Origin of the sequence: Lacrimispora xylanolytica (genome assembly GCF_026723765.1) — a bacterium.
Taxonomy (GTDB): Bacteria; Bacillota; Clostridia; order Lachnospirales; family Lachnospiraceae; genus Lacrimispora; species Lacrimispora xylanolytica.
Window position 1 is genome coordinate 1105685 of record NZ_CP113524.1, and the last position, 22399, is coordinate 1128083.

Sequence of the window (22399 nt, forward strand, 5' to 3'; positions counted from 1 at the left end):
AACTTCTGCTTATGAATAACTTGGGATTATGGCATGGAGGAGATTACTATCCGGAGCAATGGCTGGACCAGCCTGAAATACTGAATAAGGATATAGAGCTGTTTTTACAGGCCGGTATCAATACGGTTACTCTTGGTGTATTTGCCTGGTCGTTTCTGGAGCCGGAGGAAGGGAAGTTTGATTTTACCTGGCTTCTTAAACGGGTGGACCAGCTTTATGAAAATGGAATTTCTGTCATCATGGCGACTCCCTCAGGAGCCCGGCCGAAATGGATGTCAGACCGTTATCCTAACGTACTTAGAGTGAATGAAACAAGGCAGCGCCAGCTGTTTGGAGGAAGACATAATCATTGCTACACCTCTTCGGTATACCGGGAAAAGGTAGCACGGATCAACCAGAAGCTTGCTCAGACCTTCAAAGCCCATCCTGGAGTCATTATGTGGCACATTTCCAATGAGTACGGGGGAGAATGTCATTGCCCTCTGTGTCAGGATGCCTTTCGAGGATGGCTTAAGAAACGATACGATTCCATTGAGGAGCTGAACCGGAAATGGTGCAATGCATTCTGGAGCCATAAATATCTTTCCTTTGACCAGATTGAAAGCCCCTCAACCATCGGGGAGAATATGGTTCATGGTCTGAACCTGGACTGGAAACGGTTTGTAACAGAGCAGACATCAGATTTTGCGGCCTGTGAAATCAAAGCCCTCAGAGAGGCAGGTGCCATGCAACCGGTCACAGCTAACTTCATGTATGATTTTAAGGGACTGAATTACAAACGCTTCTCTCAGGAGATTGATGTGGTATCCTGGGATTCCTATCCGCTCTGGCATAAGAGGGCGGAGATTCTTACCGCCAGAGACAATGGGCTTCAGCACGATTTCATGAGAAGCTTAAAAAAGAAGCCGTTTCTCTTAATGGAATCCAGTCCCAGCAGCACCAACTGGCAGGGGGTCAGCAAGCTGAAAAAGCCCGGCATGCTAAAGCTGGATTCTCTTCACGCGGTGGCTCATGGCTCAGACAGCGTACTGTATTTTCAGATGCGGCAAAGCAATGGAAGCTCTGAAAAGTTTCATGGAGCAGTCATTGACCACTATGGCGGCGAGGATACCCGGGTATTCCAGGAAGTGTGTGAGATAGGAGAAGCCCTTAACTCCTTAAAGGAAGTGTCCGGAACCAGTGTCCGTTCTAAGGTAGCATTGATTTACGATACGGAGAGCCGTTGGGCCATGGAGGATGCCCAGGGCCCCAGGAATAACAGTCTTTATCATCACGAGGCTTGTGTAAAAATCTACAGTGCGATAAAAAAACTGGGCTTTAATGTAGATGTGATATCCATGGAAGATGATTTCACAGGATATGAGTTTATAGCTGCCCCTATGCTATATATGTTCCGCAGTCAGGTGGAAGAAAAGCTCCGGACCTTTGTAGAGGAAGGTGGAAAACTTATGGTAACCTATTGGTCCGGAATTGTGGATGAGTGGGATCATTGTTTTCTGGGAGGTGTTCCCTACGGTCTTATGGATGTCCTGGGACTTCGAAGTACTGAGATTGACGGACTATACGATGGAGAGGTCAATCACCTGGTTTCCGTTTCTGGAACATGGGAAGAGAAGGAGTATGAGTGCCGCAACCTATGCGATCTTATAAAAGTCCAGGGGGCGGAAGCGCTTTTTGTATACAGGGATGATTTTTATCAGGGATATCCGGCACTGACCAGAAATCAGTATGGGAAGGGCCTTGCTTATTATGTATGTGCAGATGTAGAAGCGAAATTTTATGATGACTTCTTTAGAAGGGTCATGAAGGAAAGTAAGATTGAACCACTGGTAAGAGGAGAGATTCCAGAGGGCTTAGAAGTGTGCTCCAGAGAGTCTGATGAGTTTGAATATCTGTTTATCCAGAATTTTAACAGGGAACCCGTAACGCTTTCTTCTGAGCTGATGGATGATCTTGAGGCTGGGACTTTCCTGTATGGAGATAAATCTGATCATGGTGAAATTGGCGGATTTCAGACATTGGTGGTAAAAAGAGAAAAGTAACTGCATTGATATTTGATAAAAACTGTGCAAATAAACACATAATTTTGGGAAAATAATTGTTTTGTTGTTGGTAAAGTTATATAATGACTATAATGTTTTAAAAAATGGCACCTGTTATTAAGATGTTTTAAAATCAATGCCTAAAGGCTTGAAATATACTAAGGAGGTGATAACCAGAAAAATAGAACGCTTAGAAGCCACATGGCTTTTAGGTTTAAAGCAGTCTGAAGGTTCCCCCATGCTTTTATACTGCGGTAACTCATTCTTTTATTCTGGGCTTCCTGCGCACAAATAAAGGGCCTGTTCATGTAGAGATATTGGTAGCCCGTTCATTTTCACTTAATGGAGGTGATGGGTAAAATAAAAATAATTGGAAAAAAGGTATATAGTTATATAGTACACAATAAAAAATAATAAGAGAAGAAAGTTGGGGTTTATAGTGTATGAGTAATTTAGACTTATTTTTAATTATTTCCATTTTGGTATCTGCACTTGCTTTTGGGTTTGCGGCCTGGCTGTTTCGATGGGTCAAGGCTCAGCCGTCTTCCAATGAAAGAGTGGAAGAGATCGGCAGCTACATAAGGAAGGGTGCAAATACATTTCTTCGAAAAGAATATCTTGTTTTGGCAAAATTCTGTGGGGCAGCTGCGATTGCTATTTTTATATTTCTACCGGCTCCTATCTGGAAAGGTGGATCAATCTTACCGAATCTGATTATTGTGATCGCCTATTTATGCGGTACTGTTTTTTCCGCGTTTGCCGGTAAAATTGGAATTACAGTGGCAACCATGGCAAATATAAAGACAGCGGAGTCAGCCAGAAATGGCGGCTTAAGACCTTCCTTTTTATCTGCATTCCGTGGCGGTGCCGTTATGGGAATGGCGGTAGTAGGAAGCTCTCTTTTAGGTGTTGCCTTAGTCATGGCAATTACCCACGATGCTACCGCACTTCTTGGCTTTAGCTTTGGGGCAAGTTCGCTGGCTCTCTTTGCCAAGGCAGGCGGAGGAATTTTTACGAAAACAGCAGATATCAGTGCTGACCTTGTCGGTAAGGTGGAGCTTGGAATTCCAGAGGATGACCCAAGAAATCCAGCGGTTATTGCAGACAACGTGGGCGACAATGTAGGTGATGTGGCAGGAATGGGAGCGGATTTATTCGATTCTAACGTGGCTTCCATGGCTTCTGCTCTGGTTATGGCAATCGCTCTTGGCAATAAGATGGGAGTCGATTACGCAGCTATGGTATTTTGCTATGCAGCCCTTGGACTGTTATCCTCAATCTTTGGAGTTATGGCCGCACGTATGGGGAAAAAAGGCGATCCTACCATGGCACTCAATATGAGTACGTATCTTACGACAGGCATCTTTGCAGTTCTGACCGCAGGCGCGACCGCTTTCTTTTCCTTTGACTGGCGTATCTGGGGAGCAACGGCAATTGGTCTGCTTGTGGGCGTTATTATAGGTATTACCAGTGATTACTTTACCAATGACAACAAAAAACCTGTCCGAAATGTGGCAAAGGCATCAGAATCCGGCCCGGCATTTACTATTTTGTCCGGTGTATCCTATGGATTTTTAAGTGTACTTCCTTCCATGGTCGGTATTGGAATTTCAGCAATGATTTCCTACCACCTTTGTGCATCCATTTCACCCGATGATCCCATTGCAGGAATGTTTGGTATTTCCATGGCAGCAGTTGGTATGCTTTCCATCGTTGGTATGATCATATCCAATGATGCATACGGGCCTATTGCGGATAATGCCAGAGGTCTTGTGGAAATGGGTGATTTAGGAGAGGAAGCTTTAGAAATCACAGACTCTCTCGACAGCGCAGGTAATACAGTAAAGGCAGTTACCAAGGGCTTTGCCATTGCAGCAGCAGGTCTTACGATTATATCTCTGCTTGGTGCGTTTATGAGTGAGGTCAATGAGGCAGCAGGCTCAGTCGTTTTAAAGGGCTTTGATATTATTAATCCATCCGTATTCTTTGGAATGTTAGTGGGAGCAGCGATACCAGCCATCTTTTCAGCCATGCTGATGCTTGGCGTTGACAGAAATGCACAGCGTATGGTGTCTGAAATCCATCGCCAGTTCAGAGAAATCAAAGGCTTAAAAGAAGGAAAACCAGGAGTGATGCCGGAATACGATAAATGTATTGATATCGCGACCCATGGTGCGTTAAAAGAGCTGATTCCAGCTGGATTTGTCAGCATCATTGTTACGATTGCTGTTGGATTTATTGGTGGCGTGGAAGCAACAGGCGGATATCTCACCGGTAATATTATCAGCGGTCTTCTCTTAGCCCTGTTCATGAGCAACTCTGGCGGACTCTGGGATAATGCAAAGAAATACATTGAAGCAGGCGGCAATGGCGGAAAAGGAAGCGATGCTCATAAAGCAGCAGTCGTTGGAGATACCGTAGGAGACCCCTTTAAGGATACCGCGGGTCCATCCATTAACACACAGATTACTGTGGTTTCTCTGGTAGCTTCGTTAATGGCTTCTCTGTTCCTGTCATTTTCCCTGTTTTAAAGTGAAATGAATTAGTTTATTAGGAAGGAACGCAGCTTGGCTGCGTTCCTTTTTTACCTTTATCGGAGAGGCCAAATTGGAGAATCTTCAATAAATGCATTTTATATGTGATAAATAGAAAAAAATCGAATTTTAGATGTAATTTTTGTGGTTTTATAAGAAAATATGACGAACAGTATCGGATTTTTTACATTTTTACTGGGAAAGATGCATAACGTGTTACATTAGTATTGTCTTTATGACCACATAGCTAGAGATAGAAGAAATATGATTCTATTTTTAGCTATGAATCAAGGAAAAGGAGTTTTTTGTTCTGGTAACGTAAAAAGGGAGAATGGAAGGGGGGGGGAACTTGGTTCGATGTTGGTACCACGATATCTGTTTTTTACGACCGGCAAGGATTCCTTTCAGTTAACCAATTATACATAAGGGGGTAATACAATGAAAAAGTCAGTGAAAAAGATTTTGACAGTGATTTCTGCAATGGCGCTTACCTTATCGTCATTAGGAGTTACTCAGGCAGCAACGGCAGATCAGACTCTGCTGAATACGTATGGAGCCAAATACGGTCGGGTAGGTACCTGCGTAAATTTATATCAGCTCCAGAACCAACAGACCTTAAATGTCATTAAACAAAGATACAACAGTGTCACCCTTGAGAATGAGATGAAGCCGGACGCCATGCTTGGCGGTTCACCGACTCTGATTTCAGTAGCAGAAGCAAAATCACTGGGATACTATATTCCTAGTAATTATACAGAGTCTACCGTTCCGAAGATCAATTTTAGCACAGTGGACAAGGTTTTAAAGATTTGTTATGAAAATAATTTAGGACTGCGTGGTCATACTCTTGTATGGCACGGCCAGACACCAAACTGGTTTTTTAAAACCAATTACAATGGCGGAACCGGCTTTGTAAGCCAGTCTGTAATGAATGCACGTATGGAATTCTATATTAAGACTGTGATGAATCACGTTTACACAAGCCAGTACGGCAGCGTTGTTTACGCATGGGATGTGGTAAATGAGTATCTTCACTCCCCAGGTGGCACCGGTTGGGTCAGCATCTATGGCGGCGTAACAACCAGTCCTCAGTTTGTAAAAGATGCATTCCGTTATGCCAATGAAACATTAAGCTATTTCAAACTTACCGATAAAGTCAGCTTATTCTATAATGATTATAATGAGTATATGGAAGCTGACAATATTGTAAAAATGATTAATTTCATCAATGCAGAGAAGAAAATCTGTAATGGTGTTGGTGGTCAGGCTCACTTAGAAACATCTTTCCCAAGTGCATCTTACTTTAAGCAGGCATATACGAAATTTGCTAATGCAGGCTTAGAAATTCAGATTACTGAATTTGATGCCGGAGCAAGTTCTGAGCAGGCGCAGGCTACATATGTATACGATATCATGAAATCCGTAAACGAAATTAAAAAATCGGGCGGTAAAATTACAGGCTTTACCTGGTGGGGACTTTCTGATGACGTTTCCTGGAGACGTGATAAGAATCCATTGCTCCACTCTAACTTAAATACTCCTAAGGCTTCCTATTACAGAACACTGGATGCCTTTACCGATGTATTTGGCAGATAATTGAGTAAGTATTCATTTCGTTATTAAAGTTTTACGGGGGAAATAAACGCTGGTAGGGACAGCGAGTATAAAAAAGCTTTTATTATAACAGGAAAGGAGCGCAGCAAAGCTGCGCTCCTTTCCTAATTTAAGGCCAGCAAGGCTTCCACCAGAAGCTTCATCTGCTTGCCGGAAGTATATAAGTCTCTTGAAAAATAATTGGAGAAATCTATATTTATAACATGACCGTTCTTAACTGCAGGGATGCTGTTCCACACGGCATTCTGAGACAAGTCTTCGGAACCGTCCCATACGGAATTAAGTATGTAATCGCCGCAGTATTCCGGTAATACTTCCATTGATATCTCCAGATATTTATCACCTTTTTGGAATACCTCCTGCAATTTATCGGGAGCTTTAAAGCCTAGATAATTATAGACAATATCAGCACCTCTTCCATATTTGTCACCGAATAAATAAGTTCCTTCCATAACAGTTATGGTCTTATTATCAATTCCGACATTTTTCAGCTGGGCTTTATATGTTTCTGCCTGAGTCTCGAATTCGGAAAGTGCCTTTTTCGCATCTGCTTCTTTTCCAATCACCTTACCGGTAAAAATAATTCGTTCGGATAAGCTTTTTGTATAAGCTTCTGTTGCAACCGTAGGAGCAATTGCGGTGAGCTTTTTATATTCCTCCTTTTTTGGTGTATCGGCAATCAGAATAAGGTCTGGCTCTAATGCCATAATGCCTTCATAATCTTCGCTTGTAATTTTAGTATAAGTGTCAGCTGTTAAAAGACCGTCAAATAAATCGACTTCATTATCACCTGCAATTGGTTTCACTCCCATGGATACCAGGTCGCCGGGATTGCCAAGGGCTACAATTCTTACAGGATTTACCGGTACCTCAACATCACCCATAATAGTACTTACCGTATGAGTGCTGGCATCTGATGTATTATTTGGGTTAGAAGCTGCAGCCTGACCATTGGCTGAATCATTGATCTCTGCGATATTCCCTGAGGGTTCAGTGTTCTCCTTATCGGTCTTTTGGCAGGCTGTGAATGCAACCGTCACACACAAACAAAGGAAGGGAATCAGCTTCCTTTTTGTTATTAATTTCATAGCATTATCTCCTTATTTTCTTAAACGCTTATTCCGTTTGCAACAGATAAAACTGAGATAAAGCAATCATATAGCTGCAAAAGGAGTAATCTTAATGGAACCTATTCTTATATGCAAGTTTAGATTTGAAACAATTAGTTAGTTTGTGCTAACTGGCTTCATAATGCTATCATAGTATTTTTTCCATGTCAATATATAGGATATTAATTCATAAGAACTTATAAATAAGATTAGACGCTGATATTTGATCAATTGCTTCTAAAATAGTTGAAATCTACTGCAAATAATGATATGCTACGAAGGTTGACGAGAAATAATCGTCTAAAACAGATATAACTTGATAAAAATTATAAATGATAGGATCGTAGAAGGAAGAGCTTATTTTGGTAAGCTCTTTTTAATCCTTTTCTATTTCACTCAAAAACCGAAGTGTGCAGGACACATGGACAGGAGTAAAGATGATAAAGTTAGAAAATTTTTCCTTTTCTTTTCCCGAAAAGGAGCTTTATAAAGATATTTCATTTACCTTGGAGGAAGGGCAGCATTGTGCTTTTATAGGAGCCAGCGGAAGCGGTAAAAGTACCTTGACGGACATCATCATGGACCCGGAACGGTTTATGTATGATGGAAAGCTGGAAATTACCAACGGTTTAAGAATCGGCTATGTCAGCCAGTTCTCACAGCTTGATAAAACAAGAGATATTACAGTATTCGATTACATCGGGGAAGAATTTATTCGTCTGCAGAGTGAAATTGACGCGATCTGCGTGGAGATGGGAACCTCAGAAGACATTGAGCCCTTACTGAAAAAATATCAGGAGTCTCTTGATGCATTGGAAGCCATTGGTGGAGATGATTTTGAAAACAACATCAGAAAAAAGCTTAATCTGGCAGACCTAAGCAGACTTGAAACATCACTGGTCTCAAGCTTAAGCGGTGGTGAATATAAGCTTATTCAGGTCATTAAGGAAATGCTTACAAATCCTCATCTCATTATCATGGACGAGCCGGATGCATTTTTAGACTTTGAAAACTTAAATTCCCTTAAAGACTTAATCAATGCTCACAAAGGCATGATGCTAATCATAACCCACAACCGGTATTTACTGGACCACTGCTTTGATAAAATCATTCATCTGGAAAATAAAGAGCTTCAGGAGTTTAATGGAAGGTATATTGATTATAAGCTTTCCCTCCTGCAAACAAAGATTGAGCTGCAGGAGCTGGCTGCGGCTGATACGGAAGAGATTGAACGAGTAAAGGGAATTGTTAATAAACTTAGAAATGTAGCAACAGCTCATACAGAAGCAGCCAGAGGGAAATCACTCCACGCAAGAGTAAAGATACTGGAACGTCTGGAAGCCAGAAGAATTAAAGCTCCCTTTGTGGAAATCCATCAGCCGGAAATCCGATTACCGGAATTAGGTGAGGTGACGGATACAGCGGTATTAAAGGTGGATCATTACCATGTGGCCTTTCAGGAGGTTCTATTGGAAGATGCCAGCTTTTTCATTGGTTCATCTGACAAAGTCGCACTCATAGGTCCTAACGGTACCGGAAAAACCACCCTTCTTCGGGATATCTATAAGAACCAGCTGGATACCATTGAGATAGGGGAACATGTGACACTGGCATTTTTATCTCAGATTCAGGGAGAGATGCTGAAGGAAGATAATACGGTACAGGATGAATTCTTTGAGGCAGGATTTAAGACCTATGATGAAATCAGGGAGCATTTGCTGGACTATGGCTTTCGCGATGAAGTATTAAGTCAAAAAATCAGCAATTTATCCGGAGGGGAAAAGAACCTGCTCCAATTGGCGAAAATCTCAGTGACAAAAGCCAATTTACTCCTTCTTGATGAGCCTACCAGCCATTTGGATACTTATTCACAGATTGCCCTGGAAAAGGCGGTAAAGGAATATAAGGGTGCCGTGCTTATGGTATCTCACGATTTTAAGACCATAGCCAATTGTGCGGATTATGTTTTAATGATTGAAGATAAGACCATACGGAAGATGAGCATCCGAAAATTTCGTAAGATGATCTATGCCAAACATTTCAGCAAGGATTATCTGGAGATAGAAGATAAGAAAAAGACAATCGAGACAAGAATAGAATCTGCTTTAAAAAGTGAGGATTTTGAGCTGGCGAAGGTGTTATCGGAAGAGCTGGAAGAGATCATAAAGCTTCTTTAATGAAATATAGGGTGTTGTAAAATGAAAGCATTATGTTTTCCATTTTACAGCACCCTTTTAATCTCCATCTTTTCTTTTCTGCAAAGGATAGATGGACAGGTTAAAGTTACAGCTATAGGCCAGTGCACAAACGATGGCAAAGTAAGGGAAATATTCCCAACCAAAAATCTCAGCTCCCATGATCATAGGGGCAAGAAGGGTATTGGTGGCGCTCCCAAAGACTGCGGCGTAGCCCAGTGCCGCCAAAAACACAGGAGAAAGATCGAGGAGAGAAGAGAGGACGACCCCAAGAGATGCTCCGATGGAAAAAAGGGGAGTCACCTCACCGCCCTGAAAGCCTGCGGCTAGTGTGAGCACAGTAAACAAAAGCTTAAAAGCAAAATCCCAGGTATATATGCCATGGTCAAAGCTCATGGCGATTAAGTTCGTACCAAGACCGGAATACCGTCCTTCCCAGCAAAGAAGGGAGAAAAGGCTGATGGTAGTACCCATGATAAAAATCCGCAAGTAAGGCTTTTTAAACCATTTTAAAAGGGATTCCTTTGTCTTATGAAGACAGAAGGAAAAAAAGCTTCCTGTAAGGCCAAATATAACACCTGCAAGGATTAGCTTCACAACCAGTTCCCAGGAAATGAGTATCTGATCCTTTAAAAGAAAGGTGAACTTTTCAAGGCCCAATAAGCCGGAAACATAGCTTGCTGTAAAGGAAGCAAAAAGTGCCGGCAGGACTGCTTTTTCCTCCAGAACTCCCACGGTAAGGACCTCAAGAGCGAAAAATGCAGCAGCTATGGGAGTGCGGAACAAACCGCCAAAGCCAGCCGCCATACCAGCGATTAATAGAATTTTGCCGCTATCTTTGATGGGAAGCCGTCTGCCGAACCAATGGGCGATGGTGCCACCAATCTGCACTGCAACTCCTTCCCTTCCTGCGCTTCCTCCAAACAGATGTGTAATCCATGTACTTAAGATGGAAAAGGGAATCAGCCGGAGAGGGATATCCGGACTTATTCCGTGGCCCGTTTCAAAGATCAGGGCCATACCTTTTATGCTTCGCCCGCCCGCTTTCTTATAAAACCACAGGATTAAGACGCCTGCAACGCCAAGAAAAGGAAGAAGCCAGAAAACATGGTGTGACCGGATCTCTGTCAGCCAAAGCAGGGTACGTCCGAATACGGTGTCAACAAGGCCTGCTAAAATTCCAATAGGAACAGCAATTAAGGTGAGTAAAATAAGGTCACGGTATAAAAGAAATACTTTCTTTAACATAATACCTCCAACATAAAAAGCTGATAATTCCTGCACCGAGCAGAAGTCATCAGCCAAACAGCAATTTAGGCCGCAGCCAGGGGAGAATTTCATTCCCTGTGAAAGACTATAGCATGGTTAAGACTATTTTTCAAGGAGGAGTTGTCATAGACAGATATTGAAACCATTTTTGTGAAGATGAAATAAAAAGGTTTTAAAAGTTATATATATTTCACAAAAAATAATATTTTTTAAAAATGTATTGTATTTTAGAAAAACAAGTGCTATAATTCACCCAACATATCAAACAAGAGAACGAAGGAGTCTCAACCGTTTTATTACGGTTGCGGCTCTTTTCGCTTTTTCGGGTCCTTTTACTATGGGATTCAAAAGGAGAACGAGGAGGTTTTCCCCAGCATCACCGTGGGAAAAAGCTCCTTTTTTTTGTTTCTATAATGTTTGCATAACTAAAAAAGCATGAGGAGGAACCGAATATGAAAAAAAGATTATTTTCTCTCGTCCTTACGGCGGCCATGTCCGCCAGTCTCCTGGCAGGCTGCAGTTCATCTGCTCAGCAAGGCGCTGCTGGGGGCAGCACTTCGGGGGAAACAACAGCCGCTGCAAACGGCGCACCGGCAAAAGAGGGAAAGACCATTAAGGTAGGCGTCATTGGTCCCTTAACCGGAGGCTCCGCCATTTATGGAGAGGGGGCACAAAATGCCATTACCATGGCGGCGGAAGAAATTAACTTAAGCGATTCGGAATACAAAATTGAAATCGTAAACGGCGGTAAAGTAGTAGATGATGCAAGTGATGCAAAGCAGGCCATTAACGCGTATAACAGCCTGTTAAAGGAAAGTCCCGACGCCGTTGTCGGCAGCTTCTTTTCCTCGGTTACCCTTCCCATTGCAGAACAGGCAACCAAGGACAATATGCTCCTCCTTGCAACAGGGGCGACGAATAAAGATGTAACCTTAAAAGGCCCCACTATTTTCAGAGACTGCTTCATTGATCCTTATCAGGGAAAGATGGCAGCACAGTTTGCCAAGGAAAAGGGCTGGAAAAAGGCTGCGATTATCTATGCAAAGGATGACGATTACTCCAACGGCTTAAAGGATGCCTTTATTGAAAATGCAAAAGAAGCAGGCATTGAGGTGGTCTATACCGGGGAATGTACCACAAAGGATACAGACTTCTCTTCCCAGACCTCTCAGGTGGTGGCAAAGGGAGCTGACTTCCTTTTTTATCCAGCCTTTTTAGATACAGTTCCTCTTTTGGTAGGAGCAGCCAGGGATGCAGGATTTGACGGAGCCATCATGGGAGGCGACGGCTGGGATGGAGCAGATACCAAGGGCTTTGAAGATAAGTTCAGCAACTGCTATTTCACCAACCATTACTCCTCGGAGGATACTGCCCCTGCGGTTACCAACTTTGTAAGCAAATATACAGAGAAATACGGCAAGGAAAGCTTAAATGCCTGTGCAGCTCTCTACTATGACGCCATCTATATGCTTGCCGAAGCAGCTAAAAATGGTGGTGCTTCTGACACCTCATCTCTCGTAAAGGGAATGACCGGAATGACCTTTACCGGAGTAGGTGGAACCTTTACTCTTGACAAAAACGGAGACCCGGAGAAATCCGTTGCCATCAATACCTTTGATAACGGTAAGGTAAAATGGCTTATGACCCTGTCACCAGAAGGCACTAAGAACTAGGAAGCATAGATATGAACAGGAGATGTGCATAAAGGCCGGACATCGGCCCTTTTGCACATTTTCCATTTCAAGGAGAAAGGAATCCGCCTATGACATTTTCATTATTCTTTCAAAGCGTCATCAACGGGCTGAATCAGGGAGCTATTTATGCTTTGATCGCTCTGGGTTATACCATGGTCTATGGAATTATCCGAATGATAAACTTTGCCCACGGCGATTTTATCATGATTGGGGCATACACCTTATTTTATACCATACCTTTGATGGTAAATGCCGGAATGCCCGCCTGGCTTTCCGTTCTGGCCGCAATTATCGTTTGTGCTCTCGTAGGTGTGGTGGTTGAGGTAGTGGCTTATAAGCCTGTCCGTCAGGCCGGTTCCATGTCAGCTCTTATTACGGCCCTTGCCATGAGTCTGTTCCTTGAGAATCTGGCAATGGTGCTCTTTGGCGCAAAGCCCCAGAACGTACAGAAGATCTTTGATCTGCCGACTATCAACGTACTGGGAGCAGCCCTTCCTCTTAATGTAGTTCTCACCATTTTCATAGGCGTCATCATGATGGCAGGACTCCAGCTCTTTATCAAGAAGACGAAAATGGGAAAGGCCATGCGCTCTGTTCCCCAGGACCGGGATGCCTCTGTGCTTGTGGGAATCAATGTAAATAAGGTAATTACCGTTACCTTTGCCATTGGCTCTGCACTGGCGGCTGTGGCAGCCCTTATGTACTGCACCAAATATCCAAGAGTGACCAATGATATGGGTTCCATGATGGGGCTTAAGGCTTTTATTGCTGCGGTCCTTGGGGGAATTGGAATTATACCTGGAGCCATGCTTGGAGGCATATTAGTGGGGCTAATTGAGATCTTTGTTAAGCTGATTGCTCCAGGCTGGTATGAAGCCATTACTTATGCCATACTGATCGTCATCCTTTTGGTAAAACCGTCCGGCATTCTTGGTAAGAATATGGGCGAGAAGGTATAAGGAGGAGAGCATGGAAAAACAGATTAAAAGATCTTATTTGTTAAATATTTTAGGCGTATTATTTGTCTTTTTATTATTTGTCCTTCTCTTTGAGACCAGAGTATTTGGTGCCTCCACCCAGTATATAAAGGGAATATGCACGACGGCTTGTTATACAATTATAATGGTAGCCTCCTTAAATTTAGTGGTAGGGTTTATGGGAGAATTTTCTCTGGGGCATGCAGGCTTTGTGTCTGTGGGGGCCTATACCTCAGCCATTGTATCCTCAGCTCTAGCCGGAAAAGGCCTGCCGGATTTTTTCCTGTTTCTTGTTGCCCTTCTGGCAGGAGGGGCCGCCGCCGGAGTTACGGGAATTCTGGTCGGCATACCAGCCCTTCGCTTAAGGGGGGATTACCTTGCCATTGTAACCGTGGCATTTGCTGAAATCATCCGGGTGTGCTTTTGCAACTTCGCCATTACAGGAGGCGGCAAGACCATGAGCGGGATTTTAAAGCTGTCTGATTTTTACTGGTGCTACTGGATTATGGCAGGCTGTGTTGCAATCATGTATATGTATGTAAGAAGCCGGTTTGGAAGGACGGTAAAAGCCATACGGGAGGACTATATCGCAGCAGCAGCTTCGGGAATCAATGTGACCTATTATAAGGTAATGACCTTTACTGTGGCTGCTTTTTTTGCCGGAGTGGGGGGCGGAATCTATGCTCATTATATGACTGCCATGATTCCTACCAATTTTAATTTCATGTATTCTGCAGAACTGCTATCCGAAGTCATCATCGGAGGAACCGGCTCCCTGACCGGCTCCATTATAGGTGCGGCCTTCCTTTCCTCCCTGCCGGAAATGACCCGTCAGTTCTCCCAATACCGAATGCTGGTTTATTCTGTCATTCTTGTATTGGTCATGATCTTTAAGCCGGGAGGGATATTCGGAACCTGGGAATTTTCCTTAACCCGCATCATCAAACGGCTTTTAGGAACAAAAAGGAATGGAGGTGTGTAACCATGGCAGAAGAGGCAAAAAAGCACCCAGTGTTAAAGGTTCTAAATCTTGGAATCCAGTTCGGCGGGTTAAAGGCAGTTGACAGCTTTGACTTAGAGATTGGAGAATCTGAGCTTATTGGACTCATTGGGCCAAATGGAGCGGGGAAGACCACTGTATTTAACTTAATTACCGGAGTATATAAACCAACGGAAGGCTCCTTTTATTTAAATGGGCAGCGCATGAATGGAAAAAGCACCTATCAGATCGTAGAAGCAGGAATTGCAAGAACATTTCAAAATATCCGATTATTCAAGAAAATGTCGGTTATTGATAACGTGAAAGCTGCCATGAACGCCAGGCTATCTTATGGTCTTTTTCATGCTATATTCCGCACTCCCGGGTATTGGAAGCAGGAGGCGACCCTTACGAGCCATGCGAAGGAGCTTTTAAAGGTGGTTCACTTAGAAGGCAGAGAGGAGCTGGAGGCCGGAAACTTACCCTATGGGGAGCAGAGAAGGCTTGAAATTGCCAGGGCTCTTGCAACGGATATGAAGCTTCTTTTGCTGGATGAACCAGCGGCGGGTATGAATCCTACAGAAACGGAGGAGCTGCTTGAAATCATCAATTATATCCGAAAGGAATTTAAAATCTCGGTTCTTCTCATTGAACATGATATGAGCCTGGTCATGAAGGTCTGCGAACGAATTAAGGTGCTTGATTTTGGAACCACCATAGCCTCTGGTACTCCAAAGGAAATAGCAAACAACCAGAGAGTCATTGAGGCTTATCTGGGAAAAGAGGAAGAGGAGGTGGGGGAAGATGCTTGAGGTCCGCAGCTTATCCGTATCCTACGGAGCGATTAAAGCCATCCATAACGTATCCTTACACGTTAACCAGGGTGAGATTGTTTCCTTAATCGGTGCAAATGGAGCCGGGAAAACCACCATTTTAAGGACTATATCCGGTCTTAAAAAGGCTGATGAAGGAGAAATCCAATTTGAAGGAACTGATTTAAGAAAAACAGAGCCCAGCAGCATCATCCGCTTAAAGCTTGCTCATGTGCCAGAGGGCAGACACATCTTTCCACAGATGACCGTGGAAGAAAATCTGGAAATGGGAGCATTTGCAGATCAGAAGGATATGGAAGCCACCATGACAGACGTCTATGACAGGTTTTCCAGATTAAAGGAAAGAAGACGGCAGCTTGCAGGAACCTTATCAGGAGGAGAGCAGCAGATGCTGGCTGTTGGCCGCGCCTTAATGGCAAGGCCGAAGATGATCCTCATGGATGAGCCCTCTATGGGGTTATCCCCTCTTCTGGTCAAGGAGATATTCTCCATTATAAAAGAAGTAAATAAGAATGGGATCACCATATTACTGGTGGAGCAGAATGCCAGAATGGCGTTGTCCATTTCAAATCGTGCCTATGTCATGGAAACAGGAAAAATCTCCATGGAGGGAGATGCAGGAGAGCTATTACGGGATGTGCGGGTGAAGAAAGCATACCTGGGACAGTAGGAGGAAAACATTTCTATCCCGTGCTTCTAAAAGGGTGTATAATGGGGAGGGAATTATGACCTGTGTCTCAATACGGAGCGCCTGGGGCTAAAGCATAAGATTAAGATTTGGTGTCATTACGGAAAAGAAGGTGAATCAATGAAAGAACTTGCATACTATGATGGAACAATCGGAACGCCAGAGGAACTTACCGTGCCATTTAACGACAGGGTTCATTTCTTTGGAGACGGAGTCTATGATGCTTCCGTGGGAGGCAACCACAAGGTTTATCTCTTAGAGGATCATCTGGACCGTTTTTATTCCAGCGCAAAGGCTCTGGATATTAAGATTCCCATGGAGAAGAAGGAACTGGGTGAGCTTTTGACCAGGCTGCTTTCCATGGTGGAGGGAGAAACGCATTTCGTATACTGGCAGGTGACCAGGGGAGCAGGTGCCAGGAATCATACCTATGGAGACGATATGACCGGTAAGCTGTGGGTCATGATCCGCCCCAATAAGCTAAATGATCCTGATGTCCCCATTAAGCTCATTACCAGAGAGGATACCAGATTTTACCACTGCAACATCAAGACCTTAAATCTCATTCCTTCTGTGATAGCCTCACAGAAGGCAAAGGAAGCAGGAACCGATGAAACCATTTTCCACCGGGGAGATATTGTGACGGAATGCGCTCACAGCAATGTTTCTATCTTAAAAGGCGGAGTTTTCTACTCTCATCCCAATGACACCATGATTCTCCGCGGAATTTCTAAGACCCATATGATATCTGCCTGCTATCGGCTGGGAATAGCGGTAATCGAACGCCCATTTACCTTATCAGAGCTTATGGACGCAGACGAGATCATTGTGACCTCATCCTCTAATTTCTGTCTCCATGCCAATCAGATCGACGGCAAACCGGTAGGAGGAAAGGACCCTGTTTCCTTATCCCGGATCCAGAATGAGGTCATCAGCGAATACCTTTCTTATACAGGAAAGAATAGCCTGTTTGACTGATTTTTATCACACGTTGGAATCACATACGGGAGGGTATGATGGAACGAGCAGAGCTGGAAAAAAGAAACGTCGGAGAAAATCTGGATTCTTTAATGAACTTAGATCCCAGGGGATACGGAGTATGCAGGATTCTCTATGCAGGAAGCCGTGCTTACATGGGAGAGCCCCTTGCCATGAATGCGGCGGAAAGCTTGTGCAACACGGTGAAGGAAGATGATTTTGTCTATATTCTCACAGGATTTGTACTTCTTCCCCATAAGCAGCCAGAAATGGATGGAATGGTAAGCGCCATTCTTTTGGCAAGATCCCTGGTTCTGGCATTTGGGGCTAAGCCTGTCATTCTCTGCCCTGGGGATTGCGTGGAACCGGTGAAAAAGTGCGCCGGAGTGGTAGGCCTTCATATTTATGAAGACTTAAAGGTGGTAAGAGAGCTTCCCTACAGTATGGGAGTAGCAGCCTTTACGAAAAATTCCAAACGGGCAGAAATAGACGGAGAGTGGCTTATGAAAGAAGCCATGCCCACAGCCGTTATTTCCGTGGAAGCGCCTGGAGCCAATCATCTGGGAGTCTACCATAACGCAGCAGGACGGGATGTGACAGCCCTGGAAGCCAAAAGCGATATCCTGTGGGATATGCTTCGGGCCGCCGGAGTCTTAAACATTGCAATCGGTGATCTGGGAAATGAAATCGGCATGGGTGCCATCGCAAGCCACATTACCCAATACGTCCCCTTTACCGGGCCAGAAGAATGCACTTGCGGCTGCAAGGGAGGAATTCTTTCTGCCAGCAGTACCGACCATATCATAACAGCCACCTGCTCGGACTGGGGCTGTTACGCCATGATGGCTGCCATTGCCTATCTAAAGCGGGATATGGAGATTCTTCACCGGGAGGAGATGGAAGCAGAGGTGATGCGGGTGGCTTCAAGGAGCGGTCTGGTGGACATGACAGGTTCTCTTTTACCGGGAATTGATGGCTTTAATACCCGAATGAATACAGGTATCCTAAGTCTGATGCGACAGTGTACAGCCTATGCCGTACGATATTCCGGCAATTCAGAGCACTGGTTTGCTCCCGTCATTGCCAAAGGATTCTTTCGGTAGCAGGAAAATTACCGCTAAGGCGAAAGCGGGATAGGTTGAGAGCCAGTAAGCAATCCATGTTACAGAAAGGAGAGGAACATTATGATACTTAAGGCAGTTGGAGACCGCGGGGTACTTGCAGAGCTGGGAAATTCCATTGATGAAGCAACAAACCGCAGGGTCATGGAACTGAATCGGAAGGTCTTATCCTCCAAGGCGGAAGGAATCATAGAGACAGTCCCTGCCTTTTCATCTCTTCTTGTTTATTACAATCCCCTGATTACTGATTATGAACAGGTATCTAAATACCTGTTAGCCTTGCAGGAAGCGGAAGAGAAGGAAGAAACGAATTCAGGGAAATTAATTGAAATACCCGTCTGCTACGGAGGGATTTACGGACCAGACCTTTCCTTTGTATCAAAGCATACCGGCTTAAGAGAAGACCAGGTAGTTCACATTCATTGCGGCAGGGACTATCGCATCTATATGCTTGGCTTTCTGCCTGGATTTCCCTATCTTGGAGGCATGGATCCCCGGATAAATACCCCAAGACTTTCCACGCCAAGAACGGTCATTCCGTCTGGGTCAGTAGGAATCGGAGGAGAACAGACAGGTATATACCCGATGGAGTCTCCCGGCGGCTGGCGGTTGATTGGGCGGACTCCTCTTCGGCTTTTTGAGCTTCAGATGGGAGAGGATAAGCTTTATAAGGCCGGTGACTCCATTCGGTTTGTTCCAATCGATCAAAAGGAATATGATGCAATCAGCCGGACACAGGAAATGAGGTGACTAAATGGCATTAGAAATCTTACAGCCGGGAGCATTGTCAACGGTACAGGATATGGGAAGAAGAGGATATCAAAGCCAGGGCTTTCAGGAAAGCGGAGCCTGCGATAAATATTCCATGAGAGTATCCAATCTCCTGGCCGGTAATTTAGATGGAGAATGTGGGGCCGCTGTGGTGGAATTTACGTTAAGGGGAGGAGAAATTCGTTTCACCTCCCCTGAGGTGTTCTCTTTGACCGGCGCAGACATGGAGCCTTTCTTAAATGGAACCCCGGTTCCTATGTATGAACCAATTTACGCGGAGGAAGGGGATGTGCTCACCTTATCCCTTGGGAGAAAGGGCTTAAGGGCTTACCTGGCTGTGTATGGAGGAATCGATGTTCCTCTCGTTATGGGAAGCCGTTCCACCAATTTAAAATGCAGGCTTGGAGGCGTAAAGGGTAGGCCATTAAAGCAGGGAGATATTCTTCCAACCAGAAAATCCACAGAAGAGGTCAGAGATTTTTGGAAAAGCATTCAGGGAAATGTACATGGGTCCTCGCCTTTTGTAAAACAGCCATTGCTTCAAAGACCGTCTACTCCCAAACGCTATTATGGGACAGCGGAATATGTACTTTTACGGGCAGTAGAAGGGCCACAGATTCAGGCATTTACGGAGGAGGGAGTGAGGACCTTTCTTCGTAACCCTTACCGGCTTTCCAGCGACTGTGACCGCATGGCCTTGAGGCTTGAAGGTCCTGTAATTGATATGATACAGGGAGCGGATATCATATCTGACGGAATTGTGGAAGGCTCGGTACAGGTTTCAGCCTCCGGTCTTCCCATGGTAATGATGGCAGACCACCAGACAACAGGAGGCTATGCCAAGATAGCAACAGTAATTTCCACGGACATTCCAGCCCTGGCTCAGTTACGTCCCGGAGAATGGGTGACGTTTCAGTTTGTAACCCCACAGGAGGCAGTAAATATCTGCCGGAGAGAGGAACAAAGGCTTTTAGCTGCCTGTAAGGGTTTCCTGTCAGCGGCTGGAAATTAAGATGGAACGAATCAGTATGAAAGGAAGAAACGATATGGATTATGCAGAAAGTAAGCCATGGCAGGTAAGATCACTGATACGGGAAGGTTTGATAGATGTTCCTACCACAGGAATGTGCAACGGGTATGCTCAGGGAAATTTAGTCATACTTCCGGAAGAGCTGTCCTGGGATTTTTTGCTGTTCTGTCAGAGAAATCCCAGAGCCTGTCCCTTGTTAGAGGTATCGGATGCAGGCAGTAAATCATTTCCCATAACGGCAAAAGGCAGTGATCTTACAAGAGACATTCCAAGATACCGGATATATGAAAATGGAATCTGCACGGGAGAACCGACTGATATCTCCTCGTTGTTTGATGAATACCAGAAAACAAAGGGCAGGCTCATTAGCTTTCTTATCGGATGCAGCTTCTCCTTTGAAGCGGAGCTTTTAGAAGCAGGCATACCCGTAAGGCAGATAGAAGAAGGGGTCAATGTTCCCATGTACAATACCAGTATTCCCTGCACCTCTGCAGGAGTTTTTTCCGGAACCATGGTGGTCAGCATGAGACCCATCCCTCATAGTCAGGTTCCGGCAGCCGTTTCGGTGACCGCTGCCATGCCTAAGGTACACGGTGCTCCCATACATATCGGATACCCGGAAGCCATTGGGATTAAGGACTTATCAGTCCCCGATTACGGCGATCCCGTAACGGTGAAGGAAGGGGAAATCCCAGTATTTTGGCCATGCGGCGTTACTCCTCAGGCTGTTTTAATGAACAGCAAACCGACCTTTGCCATAACCCATGCTCCAGGCCATATGTTTATTACCGATTTAAAGAACACGGTTCTTAAATATAGCTGACACCTGTAAAAGAAAGGAGAAGAAATATGCCAACCATTGATTTGAACTGCGATCTGGGAGAAAGCTTCGGAGCCTACAAGATGGGTATGGATGAAGAGATTCTTCCGTTTATTACCTCAGCAAACATTGCTTGCGGATTTCATGGAGGAGATCCGCTGATCATGGAACGTACCGTTGCGCTTTGTAAGGTACACGGAGTAAGGCCGGGGGCCCATCCTGGATTTCCGGACTTAAATGGATTCGGCAGAAGAAACATGAATCTGTCTCCAAAAGAAGTAAAGGCATGTGTTACCTATCAGATCGGGGCATTAAAAGCATTTTGTGACAGCGCCACCATACGCCTTTATCATGTCAAACCTCATGGAGCCTTATATAACATGGCAGCCGTGGACTACAAACTGGCCGCCGCCATCTGTGAAGCCATCCATGACGTGGATGACAGTCTGGTGCTCCTGGCCTTAAGCGGAAGCGAGATGCTCCGGGCAGCCAAAGAATGCGGACTTTTTTATGCCAGTGAGGTATTTGCAGACAGGGCTTATGAAAGAGATGGAACCCTTGTTTCAAGAAATCAAAAGGGAGCTGTGATCGAAGAGAAAGAGGCAGCGGTAAAACAGGTGGTCCGCATGGCAAAGGAAGGCAGGGTAAGAGCCATTAACGGGGAAGACATTTCTATAAAGGCGGATTCCGTCTGCGTTCATGGGGATGGCCGCAACGCCCTTTCCTTTGTTAAAAGGATTCGGGAGGAACTTGCCGTAAAGGGAATTGAAGTAAAAGGGTTTTAAACATATCTCTACCTTCTATATGAATAATTACTTGCAAAAGGTTATTTATTACATATTGGTAATTTCTGTGGTAAATATGTTAATATATTAACAGAGTCAAAGAAGTTCATCGACAGAAGCTCTGCCTATAGAAGAAATGGCCGGCAGTATGCAAAAAACTTGACAAAATATTGGCATAACAGGAACTTTATGTATATGACAGGAGGATATTATGGATGCTTTCAATAGCTATTTGTGACGATGACAGGAAGGATACGGATAAATTAGAAACTTTGGTGAATGGTTACATGAGCCAGAGCCCATTTTCTTATGACATCAAAAAGTATTGCTCAGGAGAAGAGCTGCTTGAATCCAGTGAGACGTTTGATTTATTATTTCTTGATATTGCATTAGGCGGAATGAATGGAATAGAGGTAGGAACGAAAATCAGGGAATCTAACAGAGGGTTAAAAATAATTTATACCACCAGCTACAAGCAGTTTTGCAAACAGGCTGTGAACCGGGCCCATGCATTTGCATATTTAGTAAAGCCTGTTACAAAGGATAAGATAGACCGCCAGCTGGATGAAATCTTATCCTGCATTCAGGAAGAACACGAAGATAAAGAAACCGTGGCATTTGAGATTATGGAGATAACGGACAAAGGGGAACTGGAAAGCAGAATCAAGGATTTTGAAGTAGATGATATCTTTTATTTTGAATATTTTAATAGAAAGATTAAAATCAAACTGGAAAAGGAAGAATATTTCTTTAAAGATAAAATGAAAGATCTGGCAGACAAGATGCAGTTACACAATTTTGAAACCTGCCACCAGTGTTTTTTAGTTAATTTACGTCATGTGAAAAAGATAAAAGGCTACGAAGTTTTTTTAAATAATAATGATATCATACCTGTTTCACAGAAACGATCCGCAGAGTTTAGAAAAAAATTAAATACATTTATACAGAATTCGATTTAGG

The 22399-nt window shown here is 44.1% G+C and carries 18 protein-coding genes and 1 riboswitch; of the genes, 16 read left to right on the plus strand and 2 right to left on the minus strand.

Annotation, left to right across the window (positions count from 1 at the left end; genetic code table 11):
* Window positions 1-11: 11 nt before the first annotated feature.
* The 3 genes from OW255_RS05320 (at window position 12) to OW255_RS05330 (ending at window position 6172) form a co-directional block, all read left to right on the plus strand.
* Window positions 12-2042, plus strand: coding sequence for a beta-galactosidase (locus OW255_RS05320; protein ID WP_268115862.1), 2031 nt, complete (start codon window positions 12-14; stop codon window positions 2040-2042).
* 443 nt (window positions 2043-2485) lie between these two features.
* Entirely contained in the window at window positions 2486-4573 is a 2088-nt protein-coding gene (locus tag OW255_RS05325; RefSeq protein ID WP_024836939.1) for a sodium-translocating pyrophosphatase, read from the plus strand.
* A gap of 441 nt (window positions 4574-5014) precedes the next feature.
* A complete protein-coding gene (locus OW255_RS05330; protein ID WP_024836938.1) occupies window positions 5015-6172 on the plus strand; it encodes an endo-1,4-beta-xylanase in 1158 nt (385 codons plus the stop codon).
* 122 nt (window positions 6173-6294) lie between these two features.
* On the opposite strand, the gene OW255_RS05335 is transcribed toward OW255_RS05330, so the two are convergent.
* A complete protein-coding gene (locus OW255_RS05335) occupies window positions 6295-7278 on the minus strand; it encodes an ABC transporter substrate-binding protein (protein ID WP_268115863.1) in 984 nt (327 codons plus the stop codon).
* Between the two features lie 458 nt (window positions 7279-7736).
* Here OW255_RS05335 and OW255_RS05340 point away from each other — a divergent pair, with 458 nt between their 5' ends.
* Window positions 7737-9476: an ABC-F family ATP-binding cassette domain-containing protein gene (locus tag OW255_RS05340; protein ID WP_268115865.1), complete on the plus strand. Its 1740-nt coding sequence runs from the start codon at window positions 7737-7739 to the stop codon at window positions 9474-9476.
* A 57-nt stretch (window positions 9477-9533) separates the two neighbouring features.
* Here the strand turns inward: OW255_RS05340 and OW255_RS05345 are convergent, their stop codons facing one another.
* Window positions 9534-10742 carry a chloride channel protein gene (locus OW255_RS05345; protein ID WP_268115866.1) on the minus strand — a complete coding sequence of 403 codons (1209 nt, stop codon included), beginning with the start codon at window positions 10740-10742 and terminating at the stop codon, window positions 9534-9536.
* A 33-nt stretch (window positions 10743-10775) separates the two neighbouring features.
* Window positions 10776-10848: riboswitch (Fluoride riboswitch) on the minus strand.
* A 367-nt stretch (window positions 10849-11215) separates the two neighbouring features.
* Here OW255_RS05345 and OW255_RS05350 point away from each other — a divergent pair.
* From OW255_RS05350 to OW255_RS05405, 12 genes are all read left to right on the plus strand, one after another.
* Window positions 11216-12436 (plus strand): ABC transporter substrate-binding protein, encoded by a 1221-nt coding sequence (locus OW255_RS05350; protein ID WP_024836934.1) that lies wholly within the window; start codon window positions 11216-11218, stop codon window positions 12434-12436.
* Window positions 12437-12525: 89 nt separating this feature from the next.
* Window positions 12526-13416 (plus strand): branched-chain amino acid ABC transporter permease, encoded by an 891-nt coding sequence (locus tag OW255_RS05355; protein ID WP_268115867.1) that lies wholly within the window; start codon window positions 12526-12528, stop codon window positions 13414-13416.
* Between the two features lie 10 nt (window positions 13417-13426).
* Window positions 13427-14416, plus strand: a complete 990-nt coding sequence (locus OW255_RS05360) for a branched-chain amino acid ABC transporter permease (RefSeq protein ID WP_268115868.1) — start codon at window positions 13427-13429, stop codon at window positions 14414-14416.
* A 2-nt stretch (window positions 14417-14418) separates the two neighbouring features.
* Window positions 14419-15225: an ABC transporter ATP-binding protein gene (locus tag OW255_RS05365; RefSeq protein WP_268115870.1), complete on the plus strand. Its 807-nt coding sequence runs from the start codon at window positions 14419-14421 to the stop codon at window positions 15223-15225.
* Window positions 15218-15916 (plus strand): ABC transporter ATP-binding protein, encoded by a 699-nt coding sequence (locus tag OW255_RS05370; protein WP_268115871.1) that lies wholly within the window; start codon window positions 15218-15220, stop codon window positions 15914-15916. Before OW255_RS05365 ends, OW255_RS05370 begins: the two co-directional genes overlap by 8 nt.
* A gap of 138 nt (window positions 15917-16054) precedes the next feature.
* The gene (locus OW255_RS05375) at window positions 16055-16912 is read left to right on the plus strand and encodes an aminotransferase class IV (RefSeq protein ID WP_268115872.1); all 858 of its coding nucleotides are present in this window, start codon (window positions 16055-16057) and stop codon (window positions 16910-16912) included.
* A 35-nt stretch (window positions 16913-16947) separates the two neighbouring features.
* A complete protein-coding gene (locus OW255_RS05380) occupies window positions 16948-18015 on the plus strand; it encodes a DUF4392 domain-containing protein (RefSeq protein ID WP_268115873.1) in 1068 nt (355 codons plus the stop codon).
* A gap of 81 nt (window positions 18016-18096) precedes the next feature.
* Window positions 18097-18783, plus strand: a complete 687-nt coding sequence (gene pxpB, locus OW255_RS05385) for a 5-oxoprolinase subunit PxpB (protein WP_035317659.1) — start codon at window positions 18097-18099, stop codon at window positions 18781-18783.
* Between the two features lie 4 nt (window positions 18784-18787).
* On the plus strand, window positions 18788-19816 hold the full coding sequence (locus OW255_RS05390) for a 5-oxoprolinase subunit C family protein (protein WP_268115874.1): 1029 nt from the start codon (window positions 18788-18790) through the stop codon (window positions 19814-19816).
* Between the two features lies 1 nt (window position 19817).
* Entirely contained in the window at window positions 19818-20657 is an 840-nt protein-coding gene (locus OW255_RS05395) for a putative hydro-lyase (protein WP_331485798.1), read from the plus strand.
* Between the two features lie 26 nt (window positions 20658-20683).
* Window positions 20684-21439, plus strand: a complete 756-nt coding sequence (locus OW255_RS05400; RefSeq protein WP_268115876.1) for a LamB/YcsF family protein — start codon at window positions 20684-20686, stop codon at window positions 21437-21439.
* A gap of 215 nt (window positions 21440-21654) precedes the next feature.
* Window positions 21655-22398 carry a LytR/AlgR family response regulator transcription factor gene (locus OW255_RS05405; protein ID WP_268115878.1) on the plus strand — a complete coding sequence of 248 codons (744 nt, stop codon included), beginning with the start codon at window positions 21655-21657 and terminating at the stop codon, window positions 22396-22398.
* Window position 22399: the final 1 nt, after the last annotated feature.

Excerpts from the sequence above, each read along its gene's own strand:
- OW255_RS05320 (WP_268115862.1), top strand. The coding sequence starts at position 12 with ATGAATAACTTGGGATTATGGCATGGAGGAGATTACTATCCGGAGCAA.
- OW255_RS05325 (WP_024836939.1), top strand. The coding sequence starts at position 2,486 with ATGAGTAATTTAGACTTATTTTTAATTATTTCCATTTTGGTATCTGCA.
- OW255_RS05330 (WP_024836938.1), top strand. The coding sequence starts at position 5,015 with ATGAAAAAGTCAGTGAAAAAGATTTTGACAGTGATTTCTGCAATGGCG.
- OW255_RS05335 (WP_268115863.1), bottom strand. The coding sequence starts at position 7,278 with ATGAAATTAATAACAAAAAGGAAGCTGATTCCCTTCCTTTGTTTGTGT.
- OW255_RS05340 (WP_268115865.1), top strand. The coding sequence starts at position 7,737 with ATGATAAAGTTAGAAAATTTTTCCTTTTCTTTTCCCGAAAAGGAGCTT.
- OW255_RS05345 (WP_268115866.1), bottom strand. The coding sequence starts at position 10,742 with ATGTTAAAGAAAGTATTTCTTTTATACCGTGACCTTATTTTACTCACC.
- OW255_RS05350 (WP_024836934.1), top strand. The coding sequence starts at position 11,216 with ATGAAAAAAAGATTATTTTCTCTCGTCCTTACGGCGGCCATGTCCGCC.
- OW255_RS05355 (WP_268115867.1), top strand. The coding sequence starts at position 12,526 with ATGACATTTTCATTATTCTTTCAAAGCGTCATCAACGGGCTGAATCAG.
- OW255_RS05360 (WP_268115868.1), top strand. The coding sequence starts at position 13,427 with ATGGAAAAACAGATTAAAAGATCTTATTTGTTAAATATTTTAGGCGTA.
- OW255_RS05365 (WP_268115870.1), top strand. The coding sequence starts at position 14,419 with ATGGCAGAAGAGGCAAAAAAGCACCCAGTGTTAAAGGTTCTAAATCTT.
- OW255_RS05370 (WP_268115871.1), top strand. The coding sequence starts at position 15,218 with ATGCTTGAGGTCCGCAGCTTATCCGTATCCTACGGAGCGATTAAAGCC.
- OW255_RS05375 (WP_268115872.1), top strand. The coding sequence starts at position 16,055 with ATGAAAGAACTTGCATACTATGATGGAACAATCGGAACGCCAGAGGAA.
- OW255_RS05380 (WP_268115873.1), top strand. The coding sequence starts at position 16,948 with ATGATGGAACGAGCAGAGCTGGAAAAAAGAAACGTCGGAGAAAATCTG.
- pxpB (WP_035317659.1), top strand. The coding sequence starts at position 18,097 with ATGATACTTAAGGCAGTTGGAGACCGCGGGGTACTTGCAGAGCTGGGA.
- OW255_RS05390 (WP_268115874.1), top strand. The coding sequence starts at position 18,788 with ATGGCATTAGAAATCTTACAGCCGGGAGCATTGTCAACGGTACAGGAT.
- OW255_RS05395 (WP_331485798.1), top strand. The coding sequence starts at position 19,818 with ATGGAACGAATCAGTATGAAAGGAAGAAACGATATGGATTATGCAGAA.
- OW255_RS05400 (WP_268115876.1), top strand. The coding sequence starts at position 20,684 with ATGCCAACCATTGATTTGAACTGCGATCTGGGAGAAAGCTTCGGAGCC.
- OW255_RS05405 (WP_268115878.1), top strand. The coding sequence starts at position 21,655 with ATGCTTTCAATAGCTATTTGTGACGATGACAGGAAGGATACGGATAAA.